The sequence below is a fragment of the Leptobacterium flavescens genome, assembly GCF_010671605.1.
Taxonomy (GTDB): Bacteria; Bacteroidota; Bacteroidia; order Flavobacteriales; family Flavobacteriaceae; genus Leptobacterium; species Leptobacterium flavescens.
Genome location: NZ_JAABOO010000001.1, coordinates 706,790 through 731,092, shown reverse-complemented (window position 1 = coordinate 731,092; position 24,303 = coordinate 706,790). Strand labels below are relative to the sequence as shown.

General features: G+C 41.1%; 23 protein-coding genes. 11 read left to right on the top strand and 12 right to left on the bottom strand.

Annotation, left to right across the window (positions count from 1 at the left end):
* Positions 1-109 precede the first annotated feature (109 nt).
* From GWK08_RS03350 to GWK08_RS03340, 3 genes are all read left to right on the top strand, one after another.
* Positions 110-511 carry a hypothetical protein gene (locus GWK08_RS03350; protein WP_163605485.1) on the top strand — a complete coding sequence of 134 codons (402 nt, stop codon included), beginning with the start codon at positions 110-112 and terminating at the stop codon, positions 509-511.
* A 62-nt stretch (positions 512-573) separates the two neighbouring features.
* Complete coding sequence (locus GWK08_RS03345; RefSeq protein WP_317168135.1) at positions 574-1,065, top strand: GNAT family N-acetyltransferase; 492 nt, start codon at positions 574-576, stop codon at positions 1,063-1,065.
* 142 nt (positions 1,066-1,207) lie between these two features.
* Entirely contained in the window at positions 1,208-2,281 is a 1,074-nt protein-coding gene (locus tag GWK08_RS03340; RefSeq protein WP_163605484.1) for an alpha/beta hydrolase family protein, read from the top strand.
* Positions 2,282-2,294: 13 nt separating this feature from the next.
* On the opposite strand, the gene GWK08_RS03335 is transcribed toward GWK08_RS03340, so the two are convergent.
* Both GWK08_RS03335 and GWK08_RS03330 read right to left on the bottom strand, forming a co-directional pair.
* A complete protein-coding gene (locus GWK08_RS03335; protein ID WP_163605483.1) occupies positions 2,295-3,026 on the bottom strand; it encodes a LytR/AlgR family response regulator transcription factor in 732 nt (243 codons plus the stop codon).
* On the bottom strand, positions 3,011-4,081 hold the full coding sequence (locus GWK08_RS03330; protein ID WP_163605482.1) for a sensor histidine kinase: 1,071 nt from the start codon (positions 4,079-4,081) through the stop codon (positions 3,011-3,013). The genes GWK08_RS03335 and GWK08_RS03330 overlap by 16 nt, the downstream gene beginning before the upstream one ends.
* A 202-nt stretch (positions 4,082-4,283) precedes the next feature.
* Between GWK08_RS03330 and GWK08_RS03325 the strand changes: the two genes are divergently transcribed.
* The 5 genes from GWK08_RS03325 to GWK08_RS03305 all read left to right on the top strand — a co-directional run bounded on the left by GWK08_RS03325 (position 4,284) and on the right by GWK08_RS03305 (position 8,725).
* Complete coding sequence (locus GWK08_RS03325; protein ID WP_163605481.1) at positions 4,284-5,771, top strand: alpha/beta hydrolase; 1,488 nt, start codon at positions 4,284-4,286, stop codon at positions 5,769-5,771.
* A 136-nt stretch (positions 5,772-5,907) separates the two neighbouring features.
* Complete coding sequence (locus tag GWK08_RS03320) at positions 5,908-6,480, top strand: TetR/AcrR family transcriptional regulator (RefSeq protein ID WP_163605480.1); 573 nt, start codon at positions 5,908-5,910, stop codon at positions 6,478-6,480.
* 48 nt (positions 6,481-6,528) lie between these two features.
* On the top strand, positions 6,529-7,359 hold the full coding sequence (locus tag GWK08_RS03315; protein WP_204335989.1) for an SDR family oxidoreductase: 831 nt from the start codon (positions 6,529-6,531) through the stop codon (positions 7,357-7,359).
* Between the two features lie 47 nt (positions 7,360-7,406).
* Complete coding sequence (locus GWK08_RS03310; RefSeq protein ID WP_163605479.1) at positions 7,407-8,507, top strand: MBL fold metallo-hydrolase; 1,101 nt, start codon at positions 7,407-7,409, stop codon at positions 8,505-8,507.
* Complete coding sequence (locus GWK08_RS03305) at positions 8,495-8,725, top strand: hypothetical protein (protein ID WP_163605478.1); 231 nt, start codon at positions 8,495-8,497, stop codon at positions 8,723-8,725. Before GWK08_RS03310 ends, GWK08_RS03305 begins: the two co-directional genes overlap by 13 nt.
* 85 nt (positions 8,726-8,810) lie before the next feature.
* Here the strand turns inward: GWK08_RS03305 and GWK08_RS03300 are convergent, their stop codons facing one another.
* The 5 genes from GWK08_RS03300 to GWK08_RS03280 all read right to left on the bottom strand — a co-directional run bounded on the left by GWK08_RS03300 (position 8,811) and on the right by GWK08_RS03280 (position 14,194).
* Entirely contained in the window at positions 8,811-10,334 is a 1,524-nt protein-coding gene (locus GWK08_RS03300; RefSeq protein ID WP_163605477.1) for a serine hydrolase, read from the bottom strand.
* Between the two features lie 8 nt (positions 10,335-10,342).
* Positions 10,343-10,810, bottom strand: coding sequence for an energy transducer TonB (locus GWK08_RS03295; protein WP_163605476.1), 468 nt, complete (start codon positions 10,808-10,810; stop codon positions 10,343-10,345).
* A gap of 106 nt (positions 10,811-10,916) precedes the next feature.
* Positions 10,917-12,350, bottom strand: coding sequence for a right-handed parallel beta-helix repeat-containing protein (locus GWK08_RS03290; protein WP_163605475.1), 1,434 nt, complete (start codon positions 12,348-12,350; stop codon positions 10,917-10,919).
* Positions 12,351-12,488: 138 nt separating this feature from the next.
* On the bottom strand, positions 12,489-13,175 hold the full coding sequence (locus GWK08_RS03285) for a LytR/AlgR family response regulator transcription factor (RefSeq protein ID WP_163605474.1): 687 nt from the start codon (positions 13,173-13,175) through the stop codon (positions 12,489-12,491).
* Complete coding sequence (locus GWK08_RS03280; RefSeq protein ID WP_163605473.1) at positions 13,172-14,194, bottom strand: sensor histidine kinase; 1,023 nt, start codon at positions 14,192-14,194, stop codon at positions 13,172-13,174. The genes GWK08_RS03285 and GWK08_RS03280 overlap by 4 nt, the downstream gene beginning before the upstream one ends.
* 279 nt (positions 14,195-14,473) lie before the next feature.
* Here GWK08_RS03280 and pafA point away from each other — a divergent pair, with 279 nt between their 5' ends.
* Both pafA and GWK08_RS03270 read left to right on the top strand, forming a co-directional pair.
* Positions 14,474-16,153 (top strand): alkaline phosphatase PafA, encoded by a 1,680-nt coding sequence (gene pafA, locus GWK08_RS03275; RefSeq protein WP_163605472.1) that lies wholly within the window; start codon positions 14,474-14,476, stop codon positions 16,151-16,153.
* 109 nt (positions 16,154-16,262) lie between these two features.
* Positions 16,263-17,060, top strand: coding sequence for a zinc-dependent peptidase (locus tag GWK08_RS03270; protein WP_163605471.1), 798 nt, complete (start codon positions 16,263-16,265; stop codon positions 17,058-17,060).
* Here GWK08_RS03270 and GWK08_RS03265 read toward each other — a convergent pair.
* The 3 genes from GWK08_RS03265 to GWK08_RS03255 all read right to left on the bottom strand — a co-directional run bounded on the left by GWK08_RS03265 (position 17,057) and on the right by GWK08_RS03255 (position 19,669).
* The gene (locus GWK08_RS03265) at positions 17,057-18,028 is read right to left on the bottom strand and encodes a YpdA family putative bacillithiol disulfide reductase (RefSeq protein ID WP_163605470.1); all 972 of its coding nucleotides are present in this window, start codon (positions 18,026-18,028) and stop codon (positions 17,057-17,059) included. The genes GWK08_RS03270 and GWK08_RS03265 overlap by 4 nt on opposite strands.
* Complete coding sequence (gene rpe / locus GWK08_RS03260) at positions 18,029-18,688, bottom strand: ribulose-phosphate 3-epimerase (RefSeq protein WP_163605469.1); 660 nt, start codon at positions 18,686-18,688, stop codon at positions 18,029-18,031. It abuts the gene before it with no gap.
* 117 nt (positions 18,689-18,805) lie between these two features.
* The gene (locus tag GWK08_RS03255; protein ID WP_072317189.1) at positions 18,806-19,669 is read right to left on the bottom strand and encodes a sigma-70 family RNA polymerase sigma factor; all 864 of its coding nucleotides are present in this window, start codon (positions 19,667-19,669) and stop codon (positions 18,806-18,808) included.
* A gap of 323 nt (positions 19,670-19,992) precedes the next feature.
* Between GWK08_RS03255 and GWK08_RS03250 the strand changes: the two genes are divergently transcribed.
* A complete protein-coding gene (locus GWK08_RS03250) occupies positions 19,993-20,184 on the top strand; it encodes a hypothetical protein (protein ID WP_163605468.1) in 192 nt (63 codons plus the stop codon).
* A 69-nt stretch (positions 20,185-20,253) separates the two neighbouring features.
* Here GWK08_RS03250 and GWK08_RS03245 read toward each other — a convergent pair whose 3' ends face one another.
* Positions 20,254-21,147 (bottom strand): carboxylesterase family protein, encoded by an 894-nt coding sequence (locus tag GWK08_RS03245; protein ID WP_163605467.1) that lies wholly within the window; start codon positions 21,145-21,147, stop codon positions 20,254-20,256.
* A 14-nt stretch (positions 21,148-21,161) separates the two neighbouring features.
* Positions 21,162-24,167, bottom strand: a complete 3,006-nt coding sequence (locus GWK08_RS03240; RefSeq protein WP_163605466.1) for a hypothetical protein — start codon at positions 24,165-24,167, stop codon at positions 21,162-21,164.
* Positions 24,168-24,303 lie beyond the last annotated feature (136 nt).

Sequence of the window (24,303 nt, the reverse complement as noted above, 5' to 3'; positions counted from 1 at the left end):
AATCAAAATTGTACTACCAATAGGTAGGTGCCTTTGAACCTTTTGAGGTTCTTATCGTCATATAAAAAACAGAAGAAGCATTAGCAGGCTTGTTCAACACTATTTTAAAATGAAGTTACTAACAGCAACCATTACAGCCATTTTCGGAATATACCTTATCAGTTTATTTGTCCTGACCCTGGTAAGTAAGGGCGTAGCAGTTAAATTCCTCAGTTCTTTTGCAAGCTCGGCCAGAGCTCATTACCTGGAACAATTGCTACGACTGATTGTAGGAGGCTCCGTCCTTTATTATTCTGCAGATATGTTGTACCCGGTGATCTTTAAATTTTTCGGATGGATCGTTCTGGCCACTACCATAGTGCTTATTTTAACCCCATGGACATGGCATCATAAATTCGGACAGTGGGCAATACCCTTTGCTATAAGGAATATTGTGTTTTATTCCATATCAGCGGCAATAATGGGGATCTTTATTCTTTACTGTGTCTTTAAACCTCTGTTTTTGAGCTGAAGTAAAGAGAATGAATTAAGCTTTTGTAGTTTTATCAGTAAATAATATCAATTTTCAAATCTGTGAATTACCGCGATCTAACAGAAAAAGACTGGAGTGAAGTAGCAAAGATCTACAAAGAGGGAATCGATACGGGAGATGCTACTTTTGAACTGGAAATACCTTCCTGGACCGACTGGAACAATGGGCATTTAAAAGAATGCAGGATCATCGCCGAAAATGATAACGGAATAGCCGGATGGGCTGCTTTATCTCCCGTTTCAGGCCGCTGTGTTTATGGCGGAGTTGCTGAGGTAAGCGTATATATCGCTGCAGATTTCTACGGACAGAAGATCGGAACAAAGTTGCTGGAAAAACTTATCGATCAAAGCGAGAGAAACGGAATATGGACACTTCAGGCCGGGATCTTTCCGGAAAACAAAGCAAGTTTAAGAATACATGAAAAACTGGGATTCAGAACGGTGGGCTATCGCGAAAAGATCGGGAAAATGAATGGGGTCTGGAGAGATACTGTTCTTTTGGAGCGCAGAAGTAAAAAAACCGGATTGGAGTAAAAATGTCCTAAGCAATAAAGAACCGGAATAACAGAAATTAACTGAAAATAAGCATGATAACCGATTACTCATGGATGTTGTTGTAACAAAAGATTGAACGACTCGTCCTAATGGATAGAGAGATCAACTATAATCTTAATCCATGAAAAATATAACCGCTACAATCCTTTTTATTTTCGTTTGTGTATTTGTTTTCGCGCAGGAACCTGTTAAACCTTATCCTTATCACTCTGAGGAAGTGACATTTAAAAATGATGAAGGCGGTATTACACTTGCGGGAACATTAACCTTACCCGAAAAAGAAGGCGTATTTCCGGCAGTGGTATTGATCAGCGGTAACGGACGCCAGAACAGAGATGAAGAATTTCCCGGACATAAACCTTTTTTAGTATTGTCGGACTATCTTACCAGGAGTGGAATAGCTGTATTGCGATATGATAAAAGGGGAGTGGCAGCTTCTACCGGAGACTATGAAGCAGCCACTACAAAAGACCTGTCCGAAGATGTGAGCTATGCTGTAAAATACCTTCAAACACGAAAGGAGATCGACAGGAATAAGATCGGTTTGATCGGACATAGCGAGGGAGGTATTATCGCTCCTATGGTAGCCGGTAAAGAGAAAAACATTTCATTTATTGTATTACTGGCCGGACCAGGATTACCCGGAGATCATGTTTTATTATCGCAACAAATGGCAATTGCCAAAGCTTCGGGAGTTGCAGAATCCGATATTCAAAAGATCAGGGAACTAAATGAAAAAGCATTCAGTATTGTTAAGAATAATACCGATCCGGAGGTATTAAAACAGCGAATGACAAATTATGTGAGTGAAATATCAAAAGGAGATCCTGACAAGCCGGAAGGAATGACCGAAAAAGAATATGTAGATCTGCAGGTGGAAAGGATCTTAAGTCCGTGGATAATATATTATCTCAGATATGACCCTTCCAAAGCATTGGAAAAGGTAAAGTGCCCCGTGTTGGCATTGAATGGAGCAAAAGATCTTCAGGTGTTGCCAAAAGAGAATCTGACAGCCATTGAGGAAGCGCTAAAACGTGGAGGTAATGAAGATATTGCGATAAAGGAAATATCCGGTTTAAATCACTTGTTTCAGGAATGCAAAACAGGTTTGCCCAATGAATATGAATCTATTAAGCAATCTTTTTCACCTATTGCTATGGATGAGATCTTAACATGGATCAAAAAGCAGATATAGGAGAAAAAGACATTTATTTCTGCTGTAGAAATGCCATTACCTCTTTTTTATAGGAAATACCGATGGGGATCTCTCTGTCATTAATCTCAATGTCATGTGCCGTATATGCACTGATCTTTTTGGTGTTGATGATATAGGAGCGATGAACCCTTAAAAAGTACTCAGGCAGCTTTTTCTCAAACTCACTGATCTTGTCCTTTGTAGAAATATCCTGTTCCCGGGTATGGATACAAACATAATCTTTCAGGCTTTCAACAAACAAAACTTCTTCAAAACGGATCTTTACGTATTTGCGGTTGGTATTCACATAAATAAAAAGATCTTCTTCCGTTTCCGTATTTTTTAGATATACTGTCGTATCCGGAGGGCTTCCGACTTTATAAAGGTATTTATTGATGGACTTAAAAAAGCGGTCAATGGTAATGGGTTTAAGAAGATAGTCCACAACATCCAGTTCATAGCTTTCCACCGCATAATCGCGATAAGCCGTTGTAAAAATAACACTCGGAGGATTTTTAAGGGAGCGTAGAAATTCTATCCCCGTCAGACCGGGCATCTGAATATCCAGAAAAATAAGGTCTATGGGTTCTTTCTTTAATATTTCAAAGGCTTCAATGGCATTCCAGCAACTTGCAACCAGCTTCAGCTGGGAGAATTTTTCAATGTGTTTCTCCAGTAAATCTGCAGCTAAGGGCTCATCGTCAACTACCAGACAATTAACCTTTTTGTTTACACTTGTATCCATAGATTTACTTCATATGATTTTTTATTCTCCTGAACTTTCCACTCATACTGACCCGGATAGATCAGTTCTAATTGTCGCTTTACATTCTTAACCCCGATCCCTTCCTTATAATTCATCTCATCGCTATGCTCAATATCCGACTTCGAATTATAGACCCTGAAATACAACTGATCTTTTTTTGCCTCCAGGATAACCTGGATGACAGCCTGTTGTATGGTTCCGCTAACCCCGTGTTTAAACGCATTTTCTACTATGGAGATCAGGATAAGAGGGGCGATCAAAAGCTGCTGGTCCTCAATATCGTATTTAAAATCCAGGTGAAGCCGTTTCCCGTATCTCAGTTTTTCAAGGTCGATATAATGTTCTAATAACTCCACTTCTTTTCCGATCAGAACCTTATCCTCCTTGCACTGATAGAGCATATAATCGAGGATCTCCGAAAGTTTGGCCACTACATCGGGAGCCTTGTCCGATTTGTTCAGGGTGAGAGCATAAAGGTTATTAAGCGTATTAAAAAGGAAATGAGGGTGTATCTGTGCCTTTAAAAAGTTGAGTTCCGTTGTTGCTTTTTCTTTTTGTAAGATCTCCATTTCCCTTTTTTCAAGATTTCTGGCTTTTACCATTTTTATAAAAATAAAAATAAAGCCAAAGAAATAAACCCTGAAAAAGTAACTGGAAATGGTAAAATCTAATTGCCTGATTATTTGCCCCAGAGATTCCCTGGGTTCCGGTGAACCTGCCAGAGCCTCGGCTATGTGAATATTATTATAGCGATAGATAATACAGAAGACCAAAGTACTTATCGCAAAACTTATGATAAACTGTATATATTTCTTTTTTTGAAAAAGCCTTGGGATCTGGTAATAGGCAAGCAGGTATGTAGCTGCCATTTTAGAAGGCAGGGCCACCGCCCTGTAGAGAAATGCGTCTCCGGCTCCGCTTAAACTCCCGTCCGAAGTAAAAGGAGCGCTGAATAATACAAAAGCCCAGAATAATATGTGCCCAAGAACACGATTCTGAAGTATCCGGTCCAGAAAATTGTTTTCTACTTCCATTACAGAGGAAAAATAAGCAAAAAAATAACGCGGATTTTCGGGATAGCCGAATTGGCCTGTTCAACCCACGAATTGCCTTTTTAGCCCCACGAATTTTATTTGGAGGACAAACAGGGCTATTTGGCATTGGTTTTTCTTCCTCTGTCTTCAATCCGGAATCGGTATTGGATTTACATATAAATTAGTGAAAAAACCAATTATTATGAGACAGTTATTATGTTATTTGTGTCTATTCCTGACCATACAATTTTCATTGGCGCAAACTCTGGCCGATGGCTTGGAAAAAGAGGAAAAAAGTTTTAGAAGTGCTTCTGGACGAACTGTAAAGGCGGAAGTCGGAAGTTTGAAAGTTCCTGAGAACAGGGCTAATCCCAACTCGGAAGATATAAATGTTCACTTTGTCCGTTTAAAAAGTACAAACCCTAACCCACAGACCCCGATGATCTATCTGGCGGGCGGCCCTGGTTCCAGCAGTACCTGGCAGGCAAGCGATGCCAATTATCTGGAGAGCTGGTTACATTTCCTGGAGCTGGGAGATGTGATCCTTTTGGACCAGAGGGGAACCGGAGCAGGAACTCAACGTGTTGTTTACCTGTGGAGGGAAGCCGTACCAGAAGACGTTATGGTAGATGAAGCGATTGCCCGCAAACATTATGAGGCTATGGGACGCAAAGCACTGGCCGATTTTAAAAAGAGAGGGGTAGATCTGGAAGGATATACGACCACCGAAAATGCCACGGATATCGATGCTTTGCGGAAAGCATTAGGATATGACAAGATCTCCCTGCTGGGTTTTAGCTATGGGACCCATTTAGGCCAGGCCTATATAAAGTATTACGGAAAGCATGTGGAGAATGCGGTCCTGATCGGAGTGGAAGGGCCTAACCACACCTTTAAACTTCCCTCAACAATGGATACACAGTTTCGCAAGATCGCTGCACTGGCCAAGCAGGATCCCAATGTAAGCGGAGATGTTCCCGATCTGATCGCTCTGTACAAAAGAGTGATCGCAAAACTTAAAAAAGAACCGGCAAAACTGGAAGTAAACTCTCCGATCGGTAATGCACCTATGAAAATAAATATCGGACCCTACGGCCTCAACCTGATCCTGAGATTTGATATTGGTGATGCCAGTGATATTCCTGTTTTTCCACGCTTACTGTATAGTATAGATCAGGGAGATTATTCTCTTTTAAGGTGGTTTGTTCAGAAAAGGATCAGGAATTTCTTTGGTGTTCAGGGAATGTCAGCAACAATGGATGCTGCTTCAGGCTCCACAGCCAGCAGGTTACAACGTATTGCCGAAGAAAAGAAGAAAAGCCTGTTTACCACTGTGGTTAATCCCAGGCTGGAACTGGGATGGCCTTCTCCGGATTCAGGAGAGGAGTTCCGGGCTCCGCTGATCACCGATACCCGTACCTTGTTTATGAGCGGGACTTTGGATTTTAATACGCCTCCCTACCAGGCAGAAGAAGTGAGATGGGGTTATTCCAACAGCAGTCATATTATTATAAGTAATGCCGGACACGAGCAGGTTATGACCCACCCGAAGGCCATCCCCACTATTATTCGGTTTCTTAAAGGCGAAAATGTAGATGATACCGCTCTTTTTTATCCTCGATTGAAGTTTATCCCCGTAAAGGGAGACAGCGGTAAGTTATGGCATCCGTCAATGGGAAGAAGGAATTAATGCAGGGATAGTCATAGCGCTTACAACGGGCGGATATACTGGATGGAACCGGTGTGTCCGCTTTTTTTGAGTCGTTTTTTTCTTAAAATATTTTTAAAAGTGAATATTTATTCATTTTTATTTATATCTTTGCGCAGTGAGAGTTAAAGACGAGAATAAGCGAAAGGATATTATAAAACACACCCTGGATATTGTGTATGAAAAGGGGATAGCAGGTGTGAAAATGGCAAGTCTGGCGCGGAAAGTCGGACTATCTCCCGCAACATTATATATCTATTTCAAGAATAAGGAAGACCTGATACTCTCTATTTTCTCGGAATTGATAGGAGAACAAGCAGATCTGAGCCTGGGGCAACTCAATACGGAGCTACCCTATAAACTAAAGCTTAAAAAAATATGGCTGCAGTGGCTTAATTTCAGCATTAACAACTTTAAGGAGAAAGCTTTTATAGATCAGGTGAAGCAATCGCCTTACTGTGAAGAGATGACTGTAAAAGGAGACCTTAAACTCCATGATATAGGGACTCTTCTGTTCCAGGAAGGTAAGGAACAAGGGCTGTTAAAGGAAGTAGACAACAGTATTCTAAAAGCCATCATGACGGCCATGCTGAATGAATCGGTGGTATTGATCCTGAATAAGCAAATGGAACTGAATGAAGAAAATGCCGATACCATGTTCTCTATGCTTTGGGATGCGATAAAAAGCTAAAAATTTTTAATTTAAAAACGAATAAAAATTCATTTATAAGAGCAAATTATGAAAAAGACAGTTTTAATTACAGGTGCATCTTCGGGTTTTGGAAGACTTACCGCCCGGAAGTTTCAACAGGAAGGCTGGAATGTGATTGCTACCATGCGTTCCCCGGAAAAAGAGACCGAACTCAACGCTTTGAGCAATGTACTAGTAACACGCCTGGACGTGACCGATAGTACAACAATTCAACAGGCGATACAGGAAGGTTTAAAGGAATTCGGAAGCATTGATGCCCTGATCAATAATGCCGGTTTCGGTGCGATTGGATACCTGGAAGAAGCCAGCGAGGAAGATGTGAAGAAGCAAATGGATACTAATTTTACCGGAGTGGTAAATACTATCAGGGAGGTTCTGCCTCAGATGCGACGCCAGAATTCCGGAACGATCGTAAATGTTACGTCTCTGGCGGGTTCGGTTGGGATGCCTATGCTCTCTTTATACAATGCTTCCAAGTTTGCTGTAGAAGGCCTTTCGGAATCCCTGAAGTTCGAATTGGAACAATTCGGGATCGATGTAAAGACAGTTGCTCCGGGAGCTTTTAAAACAGGCTTCGGAAATGCGATGAGCTTTGCAGAAGGAAATAAAAAGGCAGACCTGGATACACAAAGAGAAAGGTTTAAGGAAAATTTCGAAGCCATATTGGCGAAACCTCCAAAACCATTCGGCTATGGAAATCCGCAGGATGTTGCAGATCTGATCTACAGATGTACAACATCAAAAACCCCCAATAAGAACCTTGTCGGGAAGGATGCAAAAATGACCATGAGGATGCGCAGATTGATGTCAAAAAGATCTTTTGCCAATATGCTCAAAAATGCTGTAATGCCTAAATAAAGGATTTACAAATCGTGATCAGGAAAATTTTAAAATATATAAAGCGTATGTTGATAACATTAGGTTTGTTAGTAGGAATATTGATAGTTGGATATCTGGCTTTCGTTAATCTAAGCCCGCAATTCGGTGGAGATATCTCCAGGGAGCAACAGGCTGTTTTTGCCAGATCTGCCAATTACAAGGATGGGAAATTCGTTAATGATAAGGAAATAAGGCTCGATATGAGCTTCAGGGATATGGCATCTTCTGCTGTCAAGTTTTTCAGAAAGGAACCCGGAACGGTTCCGGAAAGGGACATTGCAGTTAAAAAGATCGATTCCCTCAGTATTGCTGAATATGAAGAAGGGACGAGATTGATATGGTTTGGGCACTCGGCTTTTTTACTTCAGATGGATCAAAAGAATATACTTATAGATCCGATGTTTGGCAGCGTTCCGGCTCCGCATCCCTTATTGGGGACAAAACGGTTTAGTTCGGAACTTCCTATTGCCGTGGAAAAACTGCCCGAGATCGATGCGGTGATCATTTCGCACGATCATTATGATCATCTGGATTACGGATCCATTAAAAAGCTAAAGGACAAGGTGAATATGTTTTATACTCCATTGGGGGTAGGAACACATCTGAAAGAATGGGGAATAGAGGAGGAACGTATTATAGAACTGGACTGGTGGGAAGAAACCGGTTATGGCGATCTGATCTTCAGATGTACCCCGGCCCGGCATTTTTCGGGAAGGAAATTCAATACCCGGGAAAGTACGCTTTGGAGTTCCTGGATCATCGAATCTGCTGACGAAAAGATCTTTTTTAGCGGAGACAGCGGATATGGCCCTCATTTTAAGGAAATAGGAGATAAGTACGGTCCTTTTGATTTTGCAATGATGGAATGCGGACAATACAATGAACTCTGGCCTGACGTGCATATGTTCCCGGAAGAAACGGCTCAGGCCGGTGCAGATGTAAAGGCAAAGTATATCATGCCCATACACTGGGGAGCCTTTAAACTGGCTTTTCATCCGTGGACGGAGCCTGTGGACAGGGTCATTAAAAAAGCAAAGGAACTTGAAATCCCGGTAGTCAGCCCGGAGATTGGAGAGCCTGTAGTTATAGATAAATTAGGAACCGAATATACAGAATGGTGGAAGTAGATTTTGTTTACGAAGTACTCGTATTTAAAACCGATCTGGATCTGAGCAAGGAATATGTGATCAGGCAACTTTTATCGGTTTTTGCTGAAATAGAAGCCGTAGATTTTGATTTTGAGGACTGCGATAATATCCTGAGAGTGGAAGCATTGAAAGACATCGCTCCCGAGATTGAGGTATTACTGAACTCCAAAGGCTTCTATTGTGAAGAAATTCAATAGGGTGTAATAATTCTTTTTTATTGATTAGTAGCAAGTTGATTGCTGGGCCCGGGTTTTCCGGGCCTTTTAAAATTACGGGAATTACTTATTTCTCCTTCCCGGCAAAATGCTCTTCAATGGTATTTATTTTTTCTTTCAGACCGGTCAGGCTTGAATCTATGGTCAGGGCTTTTTTGTATTTCTGAAGGGCCGTCAGGGTATCACCTACGCTGAGAAGACCATCACCATATCCGTTTAATGCCCTGGCAGACCCGGGATATTCTTCCACATTAAGACGAAGGATCTCAACTGCTTCCTCAGGTTTGTTCATCTGCAAAAGCTGATCCCCCAACCTGTCCAACTGGTTTTCCCTGAAAATATAATCGTCCGGAAATTCGGATTTTAGCCTTCGATATTCTTCTTTGGCCTTATCTATCCCTTCGTTAAGTACGGACTGCCCGATAGCTTCACTGATCTGTAGTTTCGGAATAGTATAGGGCTTACCATCCAGGATATTTCTCAGGGGGAACATTGCCCCGCCAAAATAGCTGCTGGAATTATTCGTGAGGATCACTATACAGTTGTTTTCTTCTGTTTCACGGTAAATATAGGTCACGAAACCGACCCATCCTCCAGTATGATCTACCACTTTTTTACCGGAAGCTGTGTTAGGGATAAACCAACCAAAACCGTAGTTGGTATTGCTTCCGTCATTAAGTTTTCCGGGAGTAAATGCCTCCTGCAATGTACTTTGAGGAACGAGTTTGTCGGTATATAGCGCCTGATCCCATTTATACATATCTCCCAGGGTGGAATAAATCCCGCCATCTCCCTGTGCCGGATTTAAAAAATGGCAGTCGTTCGGTACCAGCTCTCCGCTTAACTCCTTGCGGTAACCATAAACCCTTAGCGGCATGGAAGGATCCTTGCCCGGAACATAATCATAGACTACAGTGCTGTTCATAGCAATAGGTTTGAAGATGTATTCTTTTAGGAATTGCTCAAAGGGCAGGCCCGAAGCTCTTGAAACCACGGAGGCCAGAAGGACGTAGCCTGTATTGCTGTATTGCCATTGCTCACCCGGACGAAAATATATTTCTGGCTTTTTTTCGGCCAGCATCTTAATAATGTCTTCGTTGCCGGAAATAAACCTTTCGGGATCATCTTCTTCTAACTCAGGTTTCCAGTTTTCTGCCATTAGCCTGGTATAATCGGGTAAACCTGAGGTGTGATTCAACAAATGCCGGATATTGATGTTTTTGTATGGTAATTCCGGGATGAAATCGCTGAGGTCCTGATCGTATTTAAGCTTTCCTTCTTCCTTCAGGATCATGATGGCCATAGCCGTGAATTGTTTACTGACTGACCCCAGACGGAATACCGAATGAAGGTTTAATGAATCTGCAGGGTCCGTATTACTCAGGCCGTAAGCTCCCTGAAAGGCAATTTTGCCGTTCTCTACCACCAGTACATTGCCATTGAATTGTCCCCGTTGATGGATCTCGGAAAGGAATTTCCCGTATTTATTGATCTCTGTTTCTTTCTGACCCTTGCAGGAAGAAGAAAAAAGAACAAGGCTTATCGAAAGGCCCAGAGAAAACAGGGAGGAATAAAGATTGGAAGTTTTCATATAAGGATCTAATCTATTAAAATAAATTCTACTGAAGTTGAAATTACAGATTTTACAGTTTTTCCATTTTTGCGGGCCGGACTGAAATTAAGCATTTCCACACTTCGGATAAGATTGTCTATAACAGCCTGATTGACCTCAAGAACATCTTTGTTTCCCAGCTTCTTTCGGGCAATGGCTATTTCCGAGAATTTCTTACTCCGGTTTAATGCCACCTTTACGTTTTTTACTTTTCCTTTTTTGGTCACTGTCCACGATACGTCTACAATTCCACCACGGTTAGTGTCTTTCTCTTCTTCCGGATATACCATATAATGGGCTATTGCCCAGCTCATATCCTTTTCACCCTGATACTCTGCCGGCCTGTTGTCCTGATCCTGGTTTTGAGCATTTAGGCTGGAAAAGGCCAGTACGACCATAAGAAAAAGAGCAGTAAAAAAACGATTCCTGAACGCAGATTGTCTTGTTGTTATCATATGAGTTGTTTTAAAGATCTCAAATCTACTAAAAAAATAGTAATTCTACTAATTGTATAGTAGATTAACAAAATACTCACCTGAATAAGCTATAAAAGAAAAGGATCTATTTTCCTTCTTTTAAAGATATACCGTTCGAATTACTGACAATAGGAGAGAGGGGAGTGTTGAATTTATTTTTATACACCCGAATGGAATTGGGGCTGTTAGCTCCCTGTTTATTCACTCCCACGAACTTGACGGGATTTCCCCTGACGTTCATAATATTATTGTAGATATCTACTTCCGAACCGGTGGTCTCATGCATAAAGAGTCCGGTAGACCCCAATTCGACAGAGTTAAAGGTATTTCCATGAATTTTAGCTTCTTCTGCTTCTTTCAGGAAAACACCGTTGTATCTAAAATTATTGACCGTATTATTGGAGATAGTAAGTTTGCGATTATAAGCTGTAATACCCACTTCGTAGTTTTCAATAGTATTACCGGAAACCTCTATTCCGTAAACTCTCCTGGTATTGGGAGTTCCTATGCCGATACCCGATCCTCTTCGTCTTTCTCCCGGGGCTTTTATAACATTGTTGCTTATCTTAACGTTGGTGGCGTAGGTAGAACTTATATCGTTCTCGGTTTTATTATCGTGTATGGAAATGGTATCGCATACATAGGCTAGAAAGGCTCCTCTGGCACCTCCTTTTTCGGTATTATTCCGGATTATGACATTCGTGGCTTTCTGATATTCTATCAGTTTACCGTTCTTATCTGCGCTACGCTGGGCTTCCACATCTATGGCATACCTGGGGAGTGTTCCCCTGGAAAATTCGGTATCCACCCCCGAACGCAGGAAGGTGTTGTTTTCAACAATAATACCATGCCCGTCGGTAATAGATATCTGATTTCGCCTCGAAGCATCGAAGGTACATCCCTTGATAAGTACATTTTTAGTCGGGATATATTTGCTTTTGGTGCTTTCTTTCTGAGAATAAAAATAGAAGCCTTTACTGTAAATATGTATCCCATCGCCTGTAGCATTATAAAAACGAACATTCTCCACTCTTATATTTTTAACGGCAAAGATCTCCATGATATTTCCCCATTCGTGAGTGGGCCACTTCTGGCGATACGAATAATCATGCTCATCCCTGTCGCCGTATAAATGCCCTCCGCTTATACTCGAATTATCATTGACCATTCCTATCAGGCAGGTTTTTGGATAGGGATTAGGCTGTGTTCTCAGATGGGTGTCTTCCGATAATTCCAGATGCATCCCTTTCGGTACGGTGATCCCCCTGTATGCAGGAAAAGTAATGGCAAAGGTATTTGCAGTTTCAAAATAAGCGTCAAGTGCTGGAACCACAAATCTGGTATAACCGTCTAAACTTGCCTTTTTCATCAAAGAGTTAAGATGGTTTTTATTGGCTCTTGCTACTTCGTCCGAAACTTTTCCCTCAACAATACCGCTTCCGTCAAAATGATAGATTTTTTCATCCTGGGCTGCAAGCAGCTGAGATAAGAATAGAAGGAGATAAACTAATTTTTTCATTTCATATAGTGCTTAATATAAAATTACCAATGATTGCTCAATATCAGGCATTAAATCGTTAAAAGTGCCATAATTGAGATATGGAGAGCAATTAACAAGCCAAAAAACTCAAGGCGATGTCCCGGGCTCTTGTTTTTCCTAAAAGGAGTTCATAAAACGGTCGCGGTAAGTAGAACTGACCGGAAGCTGTTTTCTGCCTATTTCTACAAATTCTTTGGTATAGGCGTTTATTTTTCCGGTGTTGACGATATAGGATTTATGGATCCTTCTGAATTTATGTTTATGAAGAAGCTCCTCAAGCGAGCTCATTTTATCATAGATGATAAAGGCATTTTCAGCAGTGTGTATTTTGAGGTAGTTCCCGAGGCCTTCAATGTACAGGATGGCGCTGAACATTATTTTTACCATTTTCTTGTCCACCTTAAAATACATATGATCTGTAGCCTGATTTTCTTCGTTCTGTGAAGGTTTTTGTTTTTCGATAGCCCGTTTTACAGCGGTCAGAAAACGATCCAGTGAAAACGGTTTTAGCAGATAATCGGTGGCATTCAGATCGAAGCCTTCCACGGCAAATTCCCGGTGTGCAGTAGTAAAAATAACCTGGATATTACTTTCAATGATCCTAGCCAGGTTCAGCCCGGAGAGTTTGGGCATTTCAATATCGAGAAAAACAATGTCTACCGGGTTTTTCTGAAGGTACTCGATTGCTTCAATAGCATTTTTACACTCCGCCTTCAGATTGAGTAAAGGAGTTTCTGAGACATATCTTTTTAAGATATTCCTGGCTGTTTGTTCATCATCTACAATAATGCAGCTGTATTTCATGATCTCAGATAGATTTTTAAAAGAACTCCGTATTGAGATTCCTCATCGGTGATCTTCAATTCGTAGCCTTCCTCAAAAATAATATTTAATCGGCGTTTTATATTTTCCAGCCCTATTCCATGCTTCACCGTTTCTTCAACCGGAGTGTTGGGTTTACTGTTCCTGATATTGAACAGGAGATCCTGCCCCTCCTTTTTAAGGCTTATATCGATCCTGGCAACCCCGGTTTCATTCTTGAGGCTGTGTTTAAAGGCATTTTCCACAAATGGAATAAAGATCAGGGGAGGAACGTCAACAGACCCGATCTCTTCGGAAACAGAAAAATTAACTTCAACCCTGTCCTCAAAACGCGATTTTTCCAGTTCGATAAAATCATTTATCAGGGCGATCTCCTTGGTTAAGGGGATAAATTTCTGATTGCTTTCATAAAGGGAAAAGCTTAAAAAATCGGATAGTTTTAATATAAGGCCAGGTACTTTTTTCGAATTGTCGAGAGACAGGCCGTAAATGTTGTTCAGAGTGTTAAACAGGAAATGCGGATTGATCTGAGACTTCAGGTATTTCAATTCCGATTGCAGCTTTTCATTTTCAAGATTCTTTGCGCGTTTCTGTAGTTCGGAGACCTTCCATATTGCCGAGATCCCGATGATAAAGATCAGGGGAGATGCAATAATGACCGATGCCTGAAGAAATTTATAAAAGATCCAGATCCCGTTATCGGGCAAGCCCGGATTTAAAAAGCTCAGGGTATAATAATTAAAGATACGCTGTATAAAACCTGCTACAATAAGGGTAAGGAAAGTGATGCCGAAATATTTTACGGTCTTTCCCTGAAGGAGTAAGCGGGGGAGTAAAATGAAGTAATTAAAATAAACTACGATAAGCCTCATGGGCAGATTGATAAGCTCAAAGGTAAGAGCCTCCGTGTACTTTCCCTTATAACTGGCCTCCACTATCGTAAATGTGGCTGTATAAATAATCCAGAACCCGATATGGAACCAAACACTTTTAAGCTTCATTTAAACAAATCTATGCCTTTTGGGGCTTGAATTCCAGTTTAGAGAGGGAATTTATGTGAAAGGGATGATTTCTTATGTAAAAACGCCGTATCGGATAAATTGGCCCGTTTTGCATAAAAAACCGGTTGTTTGGAAGAAAAAAGATCTTCTGAGCCCTGAGAGAGGGTAATTTAGGCTTAAACATCCTAACCAATGAAAAAACACCTGTTTCCGATGGAGAAACTTTACGAAGTGCATGTCCTCAAAGTAAAATTAAACAAAGAATAAAACCCTATTAAAATGAATAAAATTATATGGATTACAGCAGCTCTTTTTATAAATAGTATTATAGTGTTCGGTCAGGAGAACACATCTGAAAAACCAAAACTGGTTGTCGGGATCGTAGTAGATCAGATGCGTTTTGATCAGCTCTATAAATATGAGGATAAGTTCTCGGAAGGGGGCTTTAAAAGAATTTTAAAGGAAGGCTTTAATTATAAGAATGCACATTACAATCATATTCCTACCGTGACTGCCTCCGGCCATGCTTCGGTCTATACGGGAACAACACCCTCCGTACACGGAATAATAGGAAACAGCTGGTTTGACAGGAAACTGAACAGGGAAGTCAGTAATGTAGAAGACAGTACGGTAGTAATTGTCGGTTCTCAACAGGAGAATACAAGGGGAAGGTCGCCAAAAAAACTAATGACCCCCACTATTTCCGATCAATTGCGTATGCGAACGAATTTTGCTTCCAAAGTAATTAGTGTATCGCTTAAAGACCGGGGAGCTATCTTACCCGGAGGGCATACGGCTAACGGATCTTACTGGCATGATTTTCAGTCCAGTCCGGGTTATTTTGTCAGCAGTTCTTATTATATGGATCACCTGCCTCAATGGGTAAGCGATTTTAACCGGCAGAAGAAACAGGATGAGTATTTAAACACCAACTGGAATACCCTCTATCCGCTGGAAACCTATACCGAAAGCGGGGAAGACGACAGTACGTTTGAACGCACCCTGAGAGGGAAAGAGAAACCGGTATTCCCCTATAATTTTAAGGAAATAAGGAAGGAATACAGGAAACTAAAGGTCGAATACCAGCTTATCTGGGTTTCGCCCTATGGGAATACCCTGGTTACCGATTTTGCCATGGAAGCTGTGAAAAATGAAAAAATGGGCGATGATAAAATAACCGATATGCTGAACATCAGCTATTCTGTACCCGATGTTGTAGGACATACTTTCGGACTGGAATCGGTAGAATTACAGGATGTTTACCTGAGACTTGACCGGGATATTGAAAAACTTCTGAGTTTCCTGGACGAAGAAGTCGGGAAAGGGGAGTACACCTTGTTTCTAACTGCAGACCACGCTGCTATTCCCGTGGCTTCCTATTTGTATAAACACAAACTACCCACCGGCATAGCAAGGATCAATAATTACAAGGATTCTCTTGAGAAATACCTCAATACCAAATACGGTGAAAATCCATGGATACAGCATTTTGATGGTGAACACCTTTACCTGAACAGAGAACTGATCTCTGCTGGCAAACTGCAGATGGAGGACCTGCAGAAGGAAATAGCGGCTTTTTTAACAGATCAGGAGGGAGTTAATATGGTAGTTACCACATCCGATCTGCGAAGCCAGGAATACAGAAAAGGATCAAAAGAAATGGTGCAGAACGGATATCACCCTAAGAGATCAGGCGATCTGATCCTGGTTTTTGACCCTGGTTTTATTCAGAGCTCAAACCCGGAACTTAAAATAAATGAGGTAAAAGGAACTACCCATGGCTCGGGTTACGCCTATGACACTCATGTACCCCTGCTTTGGTTTGGTGCAGGTATCCCTAAAGGAGAATCGGTGAGAAAAGTAAGTGTTACCGATATATCTCCCAGCCTGGCTATGTTGCTCAACCTCCAGTTACCAAGCGGTTCCAACGGAACACCTTTACCGGAGATACTGCGTTGAATTTTAGAACGGAATAGCGAATTGGAAGGGGTATTCAGGGATTAGAGAATAAAACTTTATGGATTAACCGCTAAGTTTTACTACCTTGTTGAGAGGTATGACGATAGCGATGTATATAATAATTATCCTGGCATTTTTGCTGACTGCTTTCCTGGTTTTCAGTGTCCTGGAGATTCTGTATGCACGTATATATAACAGACCTCTGATCGTAAATACTGCTGTTTTTCTCAAAAAACTCCCCCCGGATGAACTTAAATATGTAGAAGAGAACAATCTGTTTTACCGGAGTCTATCCCCAAGGAAAAAACGTCTTTTTGAGCACAGGCTGATCCGTTTTGCCGAACATAAGACCTTTATCGGGATGAATCCGATAAAAGTTAGCAGGGAAATGGAACTGCTGATATCGGGAACCGCAGTGATGATCACTTTTGGAATGAGAAGATACAGGATCAGATCGGTAAAGAAGATCATTGTGTACCCTTCTTCCTATTATTCCCAGATCAACGATCAATATCATATAGGAGAGTTCAATCCGGCTATGAAGATCATTGTTTTTTCCTGGGAGGATTTTATGAAGGGATATCTGTTGGAAAATGACAATATGAACCTCGGAATACACGAATTTGCTCATGCACTTAATTACAGTAGCATGCGGTTCCGGGATACCAGCTCAATTCTTTTTTCCAATGGTATTTTTAAGATGCGGCAATTACTGAACAGGGAAGCATACAGAGAGCGGCTTAAGAATTCTTCTTACCTGAGAGAATACGCATATACCAATATCTATGAGTTTTTTGCGGTATGCCTGGAGCATTATGTGGAAACTCCGGAAGTATTTAAAAAAGAATTACCGGTTTTGTATAAAACCCTTAAGCGAATGCTCAATTATGAGTTCCTAAAAGCTTAAGCGTGTTCTTTCTGAAGGATGGCATCGATAATGATTTTGGCATGTATCCTTGAATTCTCGATAAACCACTTATGAGTTTCCATTCCTCCGCAGATCACTCCTGCCAGATAAAGGTTGGGAACATTAGATTCCATGGTCTCTTCGTCGTACTGCGGAAGTAATTTTTCGTCATCGGAGAGTTGTACCCCGATCTTTCTCAGAAAATTAAAATTAGGTTCATAACCGGTAAGGGCCAGAACATAATCGTTTTCGATAACCTTCTTTCCTTCGGGAGTCGTAATTACCAGTTCATTTTCCCGTACTTCGGAAAGTTGAGTGTTGAAATAAGCTTTTACACTTCCTTCGGCGATCCTGTTCTCAATATCGGGCCGTACCCAGTATTTTACACGCCTTCCTATTTCAGGACCTCTGACGATCATGGTTACTTCGGCTCCTTTTCTGTAGCATTCCAGAGCGGCATCGACAGCAGAGTTACTTGCCCCCACAACTGCTACTTTCTGACTTGCGTAATAATGCGGGTCTTTATAGTAATGAGATACTTTTGGGAGTTCTTCTCCCGGAATATTTATTTTGTTGGGAATATCGTAAAATCCGGTAGCGACGATCACATTTTCGGCAGTATAATCTCCTTTTGTGGTCCCGATCCGGAAGCTACCATCAGCTTTCGAAAGGCTCTCAACCTTTTCAAAAAGATGGATATTAAGATCATTGGAGGTCACGATCCTTCTGTAGTATTCAAGTGCCTCGGCTCTTCTGGGTTTGTTTTCCTTACTGATAAAAGGAATATTGTCTATTTCCAGCTTTTCGGAAGTAGAGAAGAACTGCATATTAACCGGATAGTTAAAAAGAGAATTGGCAATGCATCCCTTTTCAATGATCAGGTAATTCAGGTTCTTTTTCTTGGCTTCCAGCGCACAGGCAATACCTATAGGGCCTCCTCCAATGATAATAATATCAAAAGCTTTCATTTATCCAACAATATTTTTTAATTCGGCAATGGTGCTTGTCGGGTTGTCACTTCTAAAAACAAAACTTCCTGCTACCAGAACATCTGCGCCTTCATCTACCAATTGTTTGGCATTTTTAGAAGTTACCCCTCCGTCTATTTCGATAAGGGTAGAAGCATTACGTTCCTTGATAATAGCTTTTAACTCGCGTATTTTGCTATAGGTGTTTTTTATAAAGGACTGCCCTCCAAACCCGGGGTTTACACTCATAATGCATACTAAGTCGATATCCTGGATGATATCTTTCAGTAAAGCCACGTTTGTATGCGGATTTAACGCTACTCCGGCTTTCATTCCCTCGGCCTTGATAGCCTGTAAAGTACGGTGCAGATGCGTACACGCTTCGTAATGAACGGTTAATACATCGGCTCCGAGAGAAGCAAAGGTTTTAATATACCTGTCGGGATCAACGATCATCAGGTGAACGTCGATGGTCTTTTTTGCATGCCTGTTGATGGCATCCAGAACCGGCATTCCGAAGGAAATATTGGGTACAAATACCCCGTCCATAATATCTATATGGAACCAATCGGCTTCACTTTTGTTAACCATTTCAATATCTCTCTGTAGATTGGCAAAGTCTGCTGCCAGGACAGAAGGTGCAATTAACTTAGTACTCATTGTGTTGTGTTATTTTGATGGTGCAAAAGTAACCAAATAAAAAGAAAAAACCCCGGTAATCAGCCGGGGTCATTCATCAATCAAAAAACGAACAGTTATGATAAACTGTTGTAGCGTTTAACCGAGGTATGTTTTTAATATCTTGCTTCTAGAAGTATGTTTTAATCTTCTGATTGCTTTTTCTTTTATCTGACGTACACGCTCACGTGTAAGATCGAAGGTTTCACCTATTTCCTCAAGGGTCATCGGGTGCTGATCTCCTAATCCGAAATACAAACGGATCACATCTGCTTCACGCGGTGTAAGTGTTTCCAGTGCACGCTCAATCTCGGTACGTAAGGATTCGTGTAACAGATCCTTATCCGGATTTGGAGATTCTCCACTTCTCAATACATCGTAAAGATTGGAATCTTCACCTTCTACCAGGGGAGCATCCATAGAAACGTGGCGTCCTGAATTTTTCATGGACTCTTTTACGTCATTCACTGTCATATCCAGCTCCTTCGCAATTTCTTCCGCAGAAGGAACACGCTCATGCGCTTGCTCTAAAAAGGCATAGGTCTTATTGATCTTATTAATAGAACCGATCTTGTTAAGCGGTAGTCTTACAATACGCGATTGCTCTGCCAGTGCCTGTAGAATGGACTGTCTGATCCACCATACAGCATATGAAATGAATTTAAAACCACGTGTCTCATCAAAACGTTGTGCAGCCTTAATAAGTCCTAAGTTACCCTCATTAATAAGATCGGGTAAGGTAAGACCTTGATTCTGATACTGCTTTGCAACGGAAACAACAAAACGCAGGTTTGCCTTTGTCAGTTTTTCCAAAGCACGCTGGTCACCGGCTTTTATACGCTGAGCTAATTCTACCTCTTCGTCGGCAGTAATCAAATCAACTTTACCAATTTCCTGAAGGTATTTGTCAAGGGAAGCAGTTTCTCTGTTAGTTACCTGCTTCGTGATTTTGAGCTGTCTCATTTATTCTTTCTCCTGTATTTTTTATTAATTGCTACTGCACATGATTATACGTAAGAGGTTACCAAAATGTTACAAAAAGGAAAAAATATTTTTCAACCAAAGGAAAAATGTTAAGCAAACTTTAAATAATTGTTTTTAAAAAATCACCTCTATATTTTTATGTAAAGAATGCAGTAACAGCCGCTTACCCGATTATAGCCCTCCGACATTATACCTGTGATCACAGGTGTAAAAAAATATTTAAAAAATTCTTGCAGGAATAGACATAAACCTCGTGTGTCTATAAAAGTTCGGGGAGTAATAAACTATTATAATCTAAAATTATGTTTGACAATTTTTTAAAACTGAAAGGCGTTAAGCAACTCGGTAAAAAGCAGCAAAAACTCATCGTTGGAGCCAGTGATCTTTCTCTGGTAGGAAGTTTTTGTGAAAACGACAGCGATTGTTGCGATCCCACGGCAGAAAGCCTCTTTCTTTTAGAGTGCAGATCCGGAGTATGCGATTTCGCTTTTTAATATAAATACCAGAATAAGGGCAGGTTTTTCCTGCCTTTATGAATTGTCAACAACCAATATATATTCAGGCTATTCTGTAACTTCCGATTGAAGGCTTTCTCCTTTGATCACTACAGTATGCATAAAATCAAATATTAACTGGAGCTGTTTATCCGTGATCTCAAAAATATCGTGACCCGCATCTTTGACGGAGTACAGGAAAAAACTGGAATCGAGCTCCTTGAGCCGCCCGGCAAGGGTTTTGGACCCGTGGAGGATCAAAAAACCTGGTTTTTCGTCAGAGCAATAATGATGCGAAGCACTGCCATACGGAACCAAAGGGTCCTTTGTTCCGTGAAAAAAGATGCCCGGAACTGCATTTTGTTCGGTGATGAGGTCTATATCGAGAACAGCTCCTGCCAGCCCGGCAACTGCAGCCGGTTTTATAGAATTGTATTTTTCTTCTCCTTTGAAGAAGAGTTCTTTGTTATAGGCTACACTTAGCATCGCCTCTGCACCCGCGCTACTGCCTCCCAGAATAAGCTGCTCCATATTGATCTTAAAATCCTCCTGATGGTCGTCCAGAAAGCAAAGAGCGTCCAGAAGATCTTCTCCCGCATCTTTAAAAGCCTTTATTTTATCTTCGGAAGGGGTGGTGCAGCCAAAACCTTTTCCTTTTCGGGTAAGCCGGTAGGAAATAGATGCCACCACATACCCTCTTTGTGCCGCATTTCTGGAAAGACGCACCATTTCCGCTTCATCTCTGGCCCCGATAGAAAATCCTCCGCCATGTATAAATACCATAACCGGTCTTTGACTTAAAGTATCTCCCGAAGGCTGATATAGATCCAATTTAAGAGATTCCTTATCCTTGACTGCATATTCATAAGTTGAAGAGTCTACAGCATCATATACCCTGTCCTGATAGCGGTTTTGAGATAACAATTGGAAGGGGAGAAGCAGAAAAAGAAGATATCTGAGCACTTTTTTAAGCTAATTTAATCAAATATATCCTTACTTTTTTGCTGCAGGACATAATCTGCCGCTATTTTCATATAATTTGCCACCGGCCTGCTTAAAGACCGGCCTAGCGGCGGATCAAGGTAAATATCGTAATCGTAGCCTGCTTTTTCAAAATAGTTGAGAATAGCATCATTTTCATCCTCTACCAGTTTTTCAAGCCCGGAATTCCGGAGCTGTATCCTTAGCGTTTGCTGAATGTCTTTACGGCCTCCCTTTAGTAAATAGGGAAGGTCAATAAAAATGATATCTCTGAAAATATAATCGACGTCCTCATCGGAGGTCATTTTTTCTCCCACTCTGGTCAGGTATTCCTTGACTGCAGAAGTAGAGACAGCTGCCCCGAAACTACCATTCAGATTACTGGATTTATACAATCTGCCACCTTGATCTGTTTTCAGGTCGCCGTATTTGTTTTTGATATAGGTTTCCCTTCCGTTAGCAATAACGATCAGTTTTAAGCGGCCTTTTAGCTGGGCCCAGATGTTTTTCCAGCTGTCATCGCCGTTTTCATTGGCTTTTTTCTGAACATACCAGATCAGGTCGAGCAAACTGGAGATCCCGTAATTATCGAATACACCGGCATCCATAAAATGACCTTTAGTTGGAATAATAGCCGGAGAGCTGATAAGCGGGAATCGGTTGGCAAGGAAAGCCGCATCTATAAAGGAAGTAGACCAATCATTGCCTTTATAATCTATTCCGAGATAGGAGACAGAACCATTAAAGATCTTTTCATTCTCGTCTTCAAACAGGGGAGATCCCACTCCTTCGGTCCCGTATTCCACATGGGCACTGTTAATAATGGTTAGCGGATATTGCTTTTGATTATTTGTATAAGCTTCATTCCAGAAGTTTTTAAAGGAGTTTTCTGTGGATTTAGAATATAACGGAGATTCTTCACCCAGCACCATTCGGGTATATTTTCTCGAAGCGTAATAATCGCCTCTTATCGTTTTTATCCCATTGTTTTCAGACAGATCTACCGGAATAAGAGAGGTAATAGGACGCCTGAAGCAAAGACTGAAAAGATCGCTGGAGAGATGATCCCGGTTCCCGATCTTGTCAATGATTTCCTGTTTAATAATGTATGAATTATCAGCCTGCATCAGATTGTAAAGTGATTGCCCTATACTTCCACCGGAAGCACCACTGGTTGCCAGGATATTGTCGTAAAAGCCCGAACCGTTCTTCCTGGATTCTTCTTCCAGTTTATGAAGGATCAATAATGTCCAGTAGTTGGCGCGCAAGCCTCCTCCTTCATTAGCTACCAAATAAAAGAATTCTCCTTTTCTGCTGGCAAGTCTTTCTTCCAGGTATGTTTTCAGGGAAATTCCCTGCTCCGTTTCGGGAGCTGAAGCCGATACAGGCACCAGTTTGGTAGTGAAATACTGATTCTCAAAGGCCAGGGAGCGGAGAAAAAGCCCCAGTATTATGATCACGATCAGGTTTACAAAAGCAATGGTTTTCTTTTTGTTCTGATCTATGGCAAAAACCATACTGGATGTGGTAACGAACAACAGCCAGAAACCTAGAAATACATAGATCAGGATCATATTGATAGACTTGATATGATCGAAGAAGAGGTCGGTATTGTAAAAAAACTGGTAAAGTGATACCAGGAGGACAAGGATACCGAGGAATTTTTGTGTCCGGATAAGGTTCCCGTCGTTAGCCATCCATCTTTTTATAAACTGAATGGGAGCATAGTTAAACTTACGGGTACTCCTTCTTATTAGGATAATATGGGCCATTAAAAAGGAGGCTCCGGTAAAGAAAGCTACCAGACTGACGATCTTCGGGGTCGGAAACTTAAACTGATCGATAAGCGAGAGAACAATATAGAGGATCAGGCCGCTTGTCATCAGAATAGCAGAGATCAGGGCTTTATTGGAAAAGCTTTTCATAAATTCTATTTCGCTTACGACATCGAGTTGCTTTAATTTTTTATTCACCTTCCATACATAGCGGCCTATGGCATAAACTATAGAAACAGAAAGCAGATAGACGATCCAGGACAGGTTGGAGGTATCGAACCGCTGACAGATCAGGTTTAAAAGTAAAACCGTGGCCATCATAAAATAAGTGATGGTCAGATATCTTTTAATGTTTCCCTGGGTGGCCCTTGTAGCCGTTGCTTCCTGCTGATCAAGTGTATTCCAGTTAAAATATTTTCGTTCGGCTATGGGGTTATTTTCCTTGATCTTACTGTAGAACCCGAAACTCATATAATAGGAGTTTACGAGTGTCATCAGGGATAAAAGGATCAGAAGCGGAATAAAACCCAGGAGCATATTAAAAGGGCTCAATACAAGTTCCAGCAGAAGGGTATTTCCCTGATTATTCTTAAGGATCAGGTAAAAAACAATGAGAGAAATAAGGATCGTAGCATAATTCCCGCTCAATACAGAACGTAAGGTGTCTTTTATTTTACTGAGTGTTGTATTGTTTCTGACTTCATCTATAACCCGGTCGGCTTCTATATCTCTTAAATACAAATAAAGACCGTATAGGATACTTAGCAGTAAAGCACCTATTTTAACTCCGGCAATAGCAGAGAGCGGGGCAGATGAAAATATCCCGGATCCCATTCCTTCCGTAGAAATGAGAACGAGGTTAAAGATGCCTTCCGTTATATCGGCAAGTAAATAAACAAGCGGAAGTAAAAGCAGGCGTCGGTATATTTTAAAATCGCTCATTTTTCCCTGGTGGAACACTTTCCTGTACAGGGCCGGAATAAACCAGAATATGGAAAAAGCGAATAGAAAATCCACGGCAAAATATACATATCCGAAATTGGGATATACTTCTTTATGATCATAGAAAATACTAAGAGCCCATGTGTTCTCGGGAAGAAAGATCTTTTCCGGAATGTCGATAAAAGAATCGATGGCAATGTATTTACCCAGAGAGATAATGGATATCAGGCAAACGAGAAAAAAATAAAAACGCCTGGACAGGGAAGTATGAAGAAGCGAATTCATAATATATTGAAAATAAGGTTGTTGTTAAGTTTTGGAGAGATAAGGTATATAAAAAATCAGATACAAAAAAACCGGATTTTTCCGGTTTTTTACGTATAGAAAAAGCCCTGACATTTATCGTCAGGGCTTCCTAAAA

Coding starts and splice junctions, on each gene's coding strand:
- GWK08_RS03280 (WP_163605473.1), bottom strand. CDS start 14,194: ATGAAGCTTAAAAGTGTTTGGTTCCATATCGGGTTCTGGATTATTTAT.
- GWK08_RS03290 (WP_163605475.1), bottom strand. CDS start 12,350: ATGAAAAAATTAGTTTATCTCCTTCTATTCTTATCTCAGCTGCTTGCA.
- GWK08_RS03325 (WP_163605481.1), top strand. CDS start 4,284: ATGAGACAGTTATTATGTTATTTGTGTCTATTCCTGACCATACAATTT.
- GWK08_RS03300 (WP_163605477.1), bottom strand. CDS start 10,334: ATGAAAACTTCCAATCTTTATTCCTCCCTGTTTTCTCTGGGCCTTTCG.
- GWK08_RS03350 (WP_163605485.1), top strand. CDS start 110: ATGAAGTTACTAACAGCAACCATTACAGCCATTTTCGGAATATACCTT.
- GWK08_RS03310 (WP_163605479.1), top strand. CDS start 7,407: ATGTTGATAACATTAGGTTTGTTAGTAGGAATATTGATAGTTGGATAT.
- GWK08_RS03315 (WP_204335989.1), top strand. CDS start 6,529: ATGAAAAAGACAGTTTTAATTACAGGTGCATCTTCGGGTTTTGGAAGA.
- GWK08_RS03285 (WP_163605474.1), bottom strand. CDS start 13,175: ATGAAATACAGCTGCATTATTGTAGATGATGAACAAACAGCCAGGAAT.
- GWK08_RS03330 (WP_163605482.1), bottom strand. CDS start 4,081: ATGGAAGTAGAAAACAATTTTCTGGACCGGATACTTCAGAATCGTGTT.
- GWK08_RS03335 (WP_163605483.1), bottom strand. CDS start 3,026: ATGGATACAAGTGTAAACAAAAAGGTTAATTGTCTGGTAGTTGACGAT.
- GWK08_RS03255 (WP_072317189.1), bottom strand. CDS start 19,669: ATGAGACAGCTCAAAATCACGAAGCAGGTAACTAACAGAGAAACTGCT.
- GWK08_RS03250 (WP_163605468.1), top strand. CDS start 19,993: ATGTTTGACAATTTTTTAAAACTGAAAGGCGTTAAGCAACTCGGTAAA.
- GWK08_RS03305 (WP_163605478.1), top strand. CDS start 8,495: ATGGTGGAAGTAGATTTTGTTTACGAAGTACTCGTATTTAAAACCGAT.
- rpe (WP_163605469.1), bottom strand. CDS start 18,688: ATGAGTACTAAGTTAATTGCACCTTCTGTCCTGGCAGCAGACTTTGCC.
- pafA (WP_163605472.1), top strand. CDS start 14,474: ATGAATAAAATTATATGGATTACAGCAGCTCTTTTTATAAATAGTATT.
- GWK08_RS03340 (WP_163605484.1), top strand. CDS start 1,208: ATGAAAAATATAACCGCTACAATCCTTTTTATTTTCGTTTGTGTATTT.
- GWK08_RS03295 (WP_163605476.1), bottom strand. CDS start 10,810: ATGATAACAACAAGACAATCTGCGTTCAGGAATCGTTTTTTTACTGCT.
- GWK08_RS03240 (WP_163605466.1), bottom strand. CDS start 24,167: ATGAATTCGCTTCTTCATACTTCCCTGTCCAGGCGTTTTTATTTTTTT.
- GWK08_RS03270 (WP_163605471.1), top strand. CDS start 16,263: ATGTATATAATAATTATCCTGGCATTTTTGCTGACTGCTTTCCTGGTT.
- GWK08_RS03265 (WP_163605470.1), bottom strand. CDS start 18,028: ATGAAAGCTTTTGATATTATTATCATTGGAGGAGGCCCTATAGGTATT.